General features: G+C 70.0%; 7 protein-coding genes and 5 tRNA genes. 10 read left to right on the top strand and 2 right to left on the bottom strand.

Annotated elements, in window-relative coordinates:
• Positions 1-188 precede the first annotated feature (188 nt).
• The 6 genes from ACWD3D_RS32080 (at position 189) to ACWD3D_RS32055 (ending at position 1,499) form a co-directional block, all read left to right on the top strand.
• The gene (locus ACWD3D_RS32080) at positions 189-905 is read left to right on the top strand and encodes an HAD family hydrolase (protein WP_451464247.1); all 717 of its coding nucleotides are present in this window, start codon (positions 189-191) and stop codon (positions 903-905) included.
• Between the two features lie 85 nt (positions 906-990).
• Positions 991-1,062: transfer RNA gene (locus tag ACWD3D_RS32075), tRNA-Gln, on the top strand.
• A 36-nt stretch (positions 1,063-1,098) separates the two neighbouring features.
• Positions 1,099-1,171 (top strand) — tRNA-Glu (locus ACWD3D_RS32070).
• Positions 1,172-1,233: 62 nt separating this feature from the next.
• A tRNA-Glu gene (locus ACWD3D_RS32065) sits at positions 1,234-1,306 on the top strand.
• A gap of 12 nt (positions 1,307-1,318) precedes the next feature.
• A tRNA-Gln gene (locus ACWD3D_RS32060) sits at positions 1,319-1,390 on the top strand.
• A gap of 36 nt (positions 1,391-1,426) precedes the next feature.
• Positions 1,427-1,499, top strand: a tRNA-Glu gene (locus tag ACWD3D_RS32055).
• Between the two features lie 318 nt (positions 1,500-1,817).
• On the opposite strand, the gene ndgR is transcribed toward ACWD3D_RS32055, so the two are convergent.
• On the bottom strand, positions 1,818-2,531 hold the full coding sequence (gene ndgR, locus ACWD3D_RS32050) for an IclR family transcriptional regulator NdgR (protein ID WP_275491887.1): 714 nt from the start codon (positions 2,529-2,531) through the stop codon (positions 1,818-1,820).
• 191 nt (positions 2,532-2,722) lie between these two features.
• On the opposite strand from ndgR, the gene leuC reads away from it, so the two are divergent.
• The 4 genes from leuC to ACWD3D_RS32030 all read left to right on the top strand — a co-directional run bounded on the left by leuC (position 2,723) and on the right by ACWD3D_RS32030 (position 5,874).
• On the top strand, positions 2,723-4,147 hold the full coding sequence (leuC, locus tag ACWD3D_RS32045; protein WP_451464246.1) for a 3-isopropylmalate dehydratase large subunit: 1,425 nt from the start codon (positions 2,723-2,725) through the stop codon (positions 4,145-4,147).
• Positions 4,148-4,152: 5 nt separating this feature from the next.
• Positions 4,153-4,746 (top strand): 3-isopropylmalate dehydratase small subunit, encoded by a 594-nt coding sequence (gene leuD / locus ACWD3D_RS32040; protein WP_451464245.1) that lies wholly within the window; start codon positions 4,153-4,155, stop codon positions 4,744-4,746.
• A gap of 103 nt (positions 4,747-4,849) precedes the next feature.
• Complete coding sequence (locus ACWD3D_RS32035) at positions 4,850-5,077, top strand: SCO5555 family protein (RefSeq protein ID WP_451464244.1); 228 nt, start codon at positions 4,850-4,852, stop codon at positions 5,075-5,077.
• Between the two features lie 143 nt (positions 5,078-5,220).
• Positions 5,221-5,874, top strand: coding sequence for an HU family DNA-binding protein (locus ACWD3D_RS32030; protein ID WP_451464243.1), 654 nt, complete (start codon positions 5,221-5,223; stop codon positions 5,872-5,874).
• A 121-nt stretch (positions 5,875-5,995) separates the two neighbouring features.
• On the opposite strand, the gene ACWD3D_RS32025 is transcribed toward ACWD3D_RS32030, so the two are convergent.
• The gene (locus tag ACWD3D_RS32025) at positions 5,996-6,199 is read right to left on the bottom strand and encodes a hypothetical protein (RefSeq protein WP_328719200.1); all 204 of its coding nucleotides are present in this window, start codon (positions 6,197-6,199) and stop codon (positions 5,996-5,998) included.
• Between the last annotated feature and the right edge of the window lie 84 nt (positions 6,200-6,283).

The raw sequence follows: 6,283 nt of genomic DNA, 5'->3' as shown, positions 1-6,283 counted from the left end.
GTAGAGGTCGGGGTCGACCTTGATCGCGGAGGCGTGCAGCCCGGCCTTGTGGGCGAAGGCCGAAACTCCCACGTACGGCTGGTGCGTGGAGGGGGAACCCCGGCGGTCCGCCCCTCGGGCGTCTCCCGGCGCACCCGCGGCCGGTCGAAGAGGAGCCGCGGGGGAGAGGGGCCGGTAGCGTGGCCGGTATGCCGATACGCGCCGTGCTCTGGGACATCGACGACACGCTCTTCGACTACTCCGGCGCCGACCGGCAGGCGATGGCACGGCTGCTGGAGCTGGAGGGGCTGCCCGGCGGTTACGCCACGCCCGACGAGGCGCTGGACGACTGGCGGGCGATCGCCGGACAGCACTGGGCGCGGTTCGCCGCGGGGGAGACGGACTACGAGGGCCATCGCAGGGACCGGGTGCGCCAGTTCCTGGCGCTGGATCTGGCGGACGCGGAGGCCGACGCGTGGTTCCGGCGGCACAGGGTCCACTACGAGGACGCCTGGAGCCTCTTCCCGGACGTGGTTCCGGTACTCGACCTGCTGGGCGGCTACCGCCACGGTGCCCTGTCCAACGCCGGCGCCGTCGAGCAGCACCGCAAGCTGACGACGCTGGGCGTGCGGCACCGGTTCGAGACGCTGCTGTGCGCCGTGGAGCTGGGCGTCTCCAAGCCCGATCCCGCCGCCTTCCACGCCGCTTGCGAGGCGCTCGCACTGGACCCGCACGAGGTCGCGTACGTCGGGGACGAGCCCGACACCGACGCCGCCGGCGCGGTCGCGGCAGGGCTGACGGGGATCTGGCTGGACCGCGGGGAGCGCGGCGGCAGAGCCGATCTCGTGCGGATCACGGGCCTCCACCAGCTGCCCGCGCTGCTGTCCGGCGATACCCGTTTTGGAGCGCCGGACACCTTCGGGTAATGTTCTTTCTGCGCCGCCCGAGCGGGTCGAAAGATCCGGCCGGGAAGCGCAGACAGAGACAAGGCCCTCAGGGGTTGCGTTTCAGTGGGCTATGGTGTAATTGGCAACACTACGGTTTCTGGTACCGTCATTCTAGGTTCGAGTCCTGGTAGCCCAGCGCAAGTCCCGAAGTCCCCTGGACTTCATGTAACAAGCCCCCGTTGTGTAGCGGCCTAGCACGCTGCCCTCTCACGGCAGTAGCGCCGGTTCGAATCCGGTCGGGGGTACAGATCCTTCCCGCGGGAACAAACCGGGTCGCACCCGATGTTCTTGATGCAGGATCGCTAGGGCCCCCGTTGTGTAGCGGCCTAGCACGCTGCCCTCTCACGGCAGTAGCGCCGGTTCGAATCCGGTCGGGGGTACGTACCACACCATGGGCTATGGTGTAATTGGCAACACTACGGTTTCTGGTACCGTCATTCTAGGTTCGAGTCCTGGTAGCCCAGCGCAAGTCCCGAAGTCCCCTGGACTTCATGTAACAAGCCCCCGTTGTGTAGCGGCCTAGCACGCTGCCCTCTCACGGCAGTAGCGCCGGTTCGAATCCGGTCGGGGGTACAATTCAGCAGTAGAGAAAGGCCCTTCACTTCGGTGGAGGGCCTTTTTCGTGCGCCCAGGCCGGGGGTGTCGCGGCCGTCCGCCGACCACGGTGCCGCACCTCACTTCCCGTCCCGCCATCTCCCCTCCCGCGCAAGGCCGTTCGGTCCCGCGCGAGCGTGTCCGGCAGCGCGCCCAGGGGGGTGCCGGGGCATGGAAAAGGCCGCCACGACGTTGGGGCGGCCAGTGCGAACAGGAGCGGTAACGCGAGCAAGGGCGGTAGCGGGAACGGTGGGAGAAGAGGCGGGGGCACGTACGGGGAACCGTCGTCGGAGGCGATCAGCCGCGGCGCAGGGCCTCGCTGAGCCGCGCGGCCGAGTCGATGACCGCCTGCGCGTGCATCCGGCCCGGGTGCCGGGTCAGCCGCTCGATAGGGCCGGAGATGGAGACGGCCGCCACCACCCGGTTCGACGGCCCGCGCACCGGCGCCGAGACCGACGCGACGCCCGGCTCGCGCTCGCCGATCGACTGTGCCCAGCCCCTGCGGCGTACCCCTGAAAGGGCCGTAGCCGTGAACCGGGCGCCCTGCAGGCCCCGGTGGAGGCGCTCGGGCTCCTCCCAGGCCATCAGGATCTGCGCGGAGGAGCCCGCCTTCATGGTGAGCGTGGAGCCGACCGGCACGGTGTCCCTGAGCCCGGAGAGCCGCTCGGCCGCGGCGACACAGATGCGCATGTCGCCCTGGCGGCGGTAGAGCTGCGCGCTCTCGCCCGTGATGTCGCGGAGGTGGGTGAGCACGGGTCCGGCCGTCGCCAGGAGGCGGTCCTCGCCGGCCGCCGCGGCAAGCTCGGCGAGCCGCGGGCCGAGGATGAACCGGCCCTGCATGTCCCGGGCCACCAGGCGGTGGTGTTCGAGTGCCACGGCCAGTCGGTGGGCCGTGGGGCGAGCGAGACCGGTCGCCGCGACCAGCCCGGCGAGGGTGGCCGGACCGGACTCCAGAGCGCTCAGTACGAGTGCAGCCTTGTCGAGAACGCCGACGCCGCTAGAGTTGTCCATACGACGATATTCGCGTCTCACTCTGTGAAACGCAAGTTCAATTTTCCCCGGAAGTTGCGAACCTGTACCGGCGGCCGTACAACGGCCCGCAGCCGCCGCCCCGATCGGGGGAGCCGTCCCGCACGGGACCGGGACGGTGGCGCACCGAATCTCTAGTTGGGCCGGCGAAGGCGCCGGTCGGAGGGAAAGCGATGGGTAGGACACTCGCGGAGAAGGTCTGGGACGACCACGTCGTCCGGCGCGCAGAGGGCGAGCCCGACCTCCTCTACATCGATCTGCACCTGCTGCACGAGGTGACCAGCCCGCAGGCCTTCGACGGCCTGCGGCAGGCCGGACGCCCGGTGCGGCGCCTCGACCTCACCATCGCCACCGAGGATCACAACACCCCGACCCTCGACATCGACAAGCCGATCGCCGACCCGGTGTCCCGCGCCCAGCTGGAGACCCTGCGCAAGAACTGCGCGGAGTTCGGCGTCCGCCTGCACCCGCTCGGCGACGTCGAGCAGGGTGTCGTGCACGTCGTCGGCCCCCAGCTGGGCCTCACCCAGCCGGGCATGACCGTCGTCTGCGGTGACTCACACACCTCCACCCACGGCGCCTTCGGCGGACTGGCGTTCGGCATCGGCACCAGCCAGGTCGAGCACGTGCTGGCCACCCAGACGCTGCCGCTGGCCCGCCCGAAGACGATGGCCATCACCATCGACGGCGACCTCCCCGAGGACGTCACGGCCAAGGACCTCATCCTGGCGGTCATCGCCCGGATCGGCACCGGCGGCGGCCAGGGCTACATCCTCGAGTACCGCGGCTCCGCCATCGAGAAGCTCTCGATGGAAGCGCGCATGACCATCTGCAACATGTCGATCGAGGCCGGCGCCCGCGCGGGCATGATCGCCCCGGACGAGACCACCTTCGCCTACCTCGAAGGCCGTGCCCACGCCCCCAAGGGCGAGGACTGGGACGCCGCCGTCGCGTACTGGAAGACCCTGCGCAGCGACGACGACGCCGTCTTCGACGCCGAGGTGGTCATCGAGGCCGCAGCGCTCGCCCCGTTCGTCACCTGGGGCACCAACCCGGGCCAGGGCGCTCCGCTCTCCGCCAACGTCCCCGACCCCGCTTCGTACGAGGACGCTTCGGAGCGCCTCGCCGCCGAAAAGGCCCTGGAGTACATGGGGTTGACCGCCGGGCAGCCGCTCCGCGACATCGGCGTGGACACCGTCTTCGTCGGTTCCTGCACCAACGGCCGTATCGAGGACCTGCGCAACGCCGCAGCGATCCTGGAGGGCCGCAAAGTCGCCGACGGCGTACGGATGCTGGTCGTCCCCGGCTCGGTCCGGGTCGCCCTCCAGGCGGTCTCCGAGGGCCTGGACAAGGTCTTCACCGCCGCCGGTGCCGAATGGCGTCACGCGGGCTGCTCGATGTGCCTCGGCATGAACCCGGACCAGCTGGCGCCGGGTGAGCGCTCCGCGTCCACCTCGAACCGCAACTTCGAGGGCCGGCAGGGCAAGGGCGGCCGGACGCACCTGGTCTCCCCGCAGGTCGCCGCCGCCACCGCGGTGCTCGGCCACCTGGCCTCGCCCGCCGACCTGTCCGACGACCGCACCCCTGCCGGAGTCTGAGAACCATGGAAGCTTTCACCACGCACACCGGCCGGGCCGTCCCGCTGCGCCGCAGCAACGTCGACACCGACCAGATCATCCCCGCGCACTGGCTGAAGAAGGTCACCCGCGACGGGTTCGAGGACGGCCTGTTCGAAGCCTGGCGCAAGGACGAGAACTTCGTCCTCAACCGCCCCGAGCGGCACGGCGCCTCGGTCCTGGTGGCCGGCCCCGACTTCGGCACCGGCTCCTCCCGCGAGCACGCCGTCTGGGCCCTGCAGAACTACGGCTTCAAGACCGTGATCTCGGCCCGCTTCGCGGACATCTTCCGCGGCAACTCGCTGAAGAACGGCCTGTTGACCGTGGTTCTCGACCAGGAGGTCGTGGACGCGCTGTGGGAGCTGACCGAGGCCGACCCCACGGCCGAGGTCACCGTCGACCTGGAGGCGCGCCAGGTCCGGGCCCAGGGCATCGAGGCCGGCTTCGAGCTCGACGAGAACGCCCGGTGGCGTCTGCTGAACGGGCTGGACGACATCAGCCTCACCCTTCAGAACGAAGCGGACATCGCGGCATATGAGGTGGCAAGGCCGACCTTCAAGCCGCGTACAATTGAGGTCTGAGCAGCGCTTTTCCAGACTGCGCCCCCTGCCTTCGGGTAGGGGGCGCAGTCGCTTGTTGAGACCCCGTCGGGCGACAACTCGCCTCAGATGGCACAATCGGTGCATGGAAGGCGACAACCAACTCAAGCTCTATGGCCAAGTCGCCGACCAATTGAAGGAAGCGCACGGAAGGGTGCGCGCACTGCAAGTCCCGGAGGGCGTACGGATGACGCTGTCCCGGAAGCTGTTGGCCGTCACGGCCACGGCGAAGCACGATCTCTCAGGCGCGGCAAGGCGCCTGGACCGGTTGATGAAGGACCTCGATGAGGGCCGATTCCCCGAAGGTGACTGACTCCGCGGAAGTCCGCATCAGTCGACTTCGTTGCGGCACTAGGGTGATTAGCCCGTTTCGTGTTTGATTTGCGGTATATATCTGCCTAACGTGCGAAAACGCTTGAACACTTTCGTTCAGGCAATGTCTCCGAAGGGGAAGACGTGAACAAGGCACAGCTCGTAGAAGCGATCGCCGAGAAGGTCGGCGGCCGCCAGCAGGCCGCGGACGCGGTGGACGCGGTACTGGACGCGATCGTCCGCGCCGTCGTGGCCGGAGACCGTGTCTCGGTCACCGGTTTCGGTTCGTTCGAGAAGGTCGACCGCCCGGCGCGGTACGCCCGCAACCCGCAGACCGGCGAGCGCGTCCGGGTCAAGAAGACCTCGGTGCCCCGCTTCCGCGCGGGTCAGGGCTTCAAGGACCTGGTGAGCGGCTCCAAGAAGCTCCCGAAGAACGACGTGGCCGTCAAGAAGGCCCCCAAGGGCAGCCTCTCGGGCGGTGCTTCCACCCGTACGACCACCAAGGCCGCGGCCAAGAAGGCCACCGCCCGCAAGGCCGCGACGGCGCGGAAGACCACCGCCGCCGCCACGACCGCGGCGAAGAAGACCACCGCCACGCCCGCCAAGAAGGCGACCACCGCCGCAGCGGCGAAGAAGACCACGGCGGCCGCGAAGAAGGCGGCCACGCCGGCGAAGAAGACCGCCGCCGTCGCGAAGAAGACGGCCCCGGCCAAGAAGGCCACGGCCAAGAAGGCGCCCGCCAAGAAGACCACGGCGCGCACCACCACGGCCAAGAAGGCCACCGCTCGCAAGAAGTGAGACCGAGCACCCGCTCGCTCTCGCACGACGCGCCGGGCCGGGTTCCCCTCGGGGAGCCCGGCCCGCGGGCTGTCCGGGCCGGGCGGTGGCCGGCGGACCGCCGTGGCCGAACGGGCCCCGCTCAGAAGGTCTGCAGGGTCACCAGGTCGATCCGGAGCGAGGCGCCCTCGCCCGAGCCCTCGATCCGCACCCGCTGGCCCGGGCGGAGCAGCCGCAGGCCGCCCGCGTCGAACGCGGCGGAGCCGAAGTCCACCGGGGTGCCGTCGTCGAGCAGCACACTGCCGCTGCGGGTCTCGGAGTCGTACGTGTACGCGGTCGCCTGCATGGGCCGCAGCCTATCGCCCGGTCGGGGGCGGGGTCCGCGGACCGCGGAAGCGCCCCCGGAGCCCGCGTGCCGGGTGGCCGGACC

This window comes from Streptomyces sp. NPDC002690, from assembly GCF_053592415.1.
Note: the sequence above shows the minus strand (reverse complement) of the source record. Positions and strands in the feature narration are given on the sequence as shown.

Coding starts and splice junctions, on each gene's coding strand:
- ACWD3D_RS32080 (WP_451464247.1), top strand. CDS start 189: ATGCCGATACGCGCCGTGCTCTGGGACATCGACGACACGCTCTTCGAC.
- ndgR (WP_275491887.1), bottom strand. CDS start 2,531: ATGGACAACTCTAGCGGCGTCGGCGTTCTCGACAAGGCTGCACTCGTA.
- leuC (WP_451464246.1), top strand. CDS start 2,723: ATGGGTAGGACACTCGCGGAGAAGGTCTGGGACGACCACGTCGTCCGG.
- leuD (WP_451464245.1), top strand. CDS start 4,153: ATGGAAGCTTTCACCACGCACACCGGCCGGGCCGTCCCGCTGCGCCGC.
- ACWD3D_RS32035 (WP_451464244.1), top strand. CDS start 4,850: ATGGAAGGCGACAACCAACTCAAGCTCTATGGCCAAGTCGCCGACCAA.
- ACWD3D_RS32025 (WP_328719200.1), bottom strand. CDS start 6,199: ATGCAGGCGACCGCGTACACGTACGACTCCGAGACCCGCAGCGGCAGT.